The sequence below is a fragment of the uncultured Jannaschia sp. genome (genome assembly GCF_947494025.1).
Lineage (GTDB): Bacteria > Pseudomonadota > Alphaproteobacteria > Rhodobacterales > Rhodobacteraceae > Jannaschia.
In genome coordinates, this window is record NZ_CANLTQ010000099.1 from 1 (window position 1) to 1,441 (window position 1,441).

General features: G+C 68.7%; 1 pseudogene. It reads left to right on the top strand.

The features are described from left to right. Window positions 1-1,311: pseudogene (locus tag Q1B08_RS21415) on the top strand (IS3 family transposase); the annotation flags it as partial. Window positions 1,312-1,441: the final 130 nt, after the last annotated feature.

The following is a 1,441-nucleotide window of genomic DNA, read 5'->3' on the forward strand; positions in this document are numbered from 1 at the left end:
CGGCGTCGATGAACGAGGCCGACCTCGGTAGATACTGCCGCCGCCGGGGCCTCTATCCCGAGCAGCTCCGTGTCTGGCGGGAGGCCTGCGAGAGGGCCAACGACTGGGAGCGGGCGGCCACGAGCCGGATCACGCGCGAGACGAAGGACGACAAGAAGCGCATCCAGCAGCTGGAGCGGGAGTTGGCGCGCAAGGAGAAGGCGTTGGCCGAGGCCGCCGCACTGATGATCCTGCGAAAAAAGGCCGAGGCGATCTGGGGCCGGGGGAGCGAGGACGAATGACGTCCGCTCCGGATCGCCGACACATCGTTGCTCTCATTGGTGAGGCCACGGCGGCAGGCGCCCGCCAGTCCGCCGCCTGCGCCGAGCTTGGCCTCACTGCGCGCACGCTGCAGCGCTGGAAGGACCCGGAGGGCGGGATCCGAGGACCGCCGTCCTCTCGCTGAACGGGCGGCGCCTGCCAACAAGCTGAGCGAGGAAGAGCACGACCTTATCGTTGCGACCTGCGCCACGCCCGAGTTCGCGAGCCTCCCGCCCAGCCAGATCGTCCCCCGGCTGGCCGACCGCGGCACCTGGATCGCGTCGGAATCCAGCTTCTACAGGGTCCTGCGCGAGCGTGGCCAGAACCACCGGCGCGGACGCGCCCGGCCGGCATCCCGGCGCAAGCCACCCACCAGCTTCGAGGCGAAGGCTCCCTGCCAGGTTTGGTCGTGGGACATCAACCTGGCTGCCAGGGCCGATCGCGGGGTCGTTCTTCTACCTCTATCTCATCGTCGACATCTGGAGCCGCAAGATCGTCGGCTGGGAGGTCTACGAGCACGAGACGGCCGACTTCGCCGCCCGGGTGCTCGAACGGGCGGTCTGGGCAGAGAAGTGCCTCACGAGCCCGCTGGTTCTGCACGCCGACAACGGCAGTCCGATGAAAGGCGCCACCATGAAGGCCACCATGGACCGGCTCGGCGTGGTCGCGTCGTTCAGCAGGCCGCGCGTCAGCAACGACAATCCCTTCTCGGAAGCGCTGTTCCGGACCTGCAAGTATGTGCCCGGCTGGCCGCCCCGAGGCTTCGCGACCATCGACGAGGCGCGAGCCTGGGTCCAGGGCTTCGTGCGCTGGTACAATCTCGAGCACCGCCACAGCGCCATCCGCTTCGTCACCCCCGACCAGCGCCACCGCGGCGACGACCAGTCACTCCTCGCCAACCGCCACCGCGTGTACCAACGCGCCCGCGCGGCCCGCCCCGAACGATGGTCAGGAAATACGCGCCGCTGGACGCCGAGCGGCTCCGTCTGGCTCAATCCGGAGCGACCTGAAGTAGGGAGCGAAGGTCATGGGGCCGCCGATGCGCTTACCCCAGAAGCTGGCGGCGGCGGCCCCATGGCCGGCCCTGCCGAGCGAGCAGCCTGAAAACAAGGACAGGCGACAACTCCTTTGACAAATACCG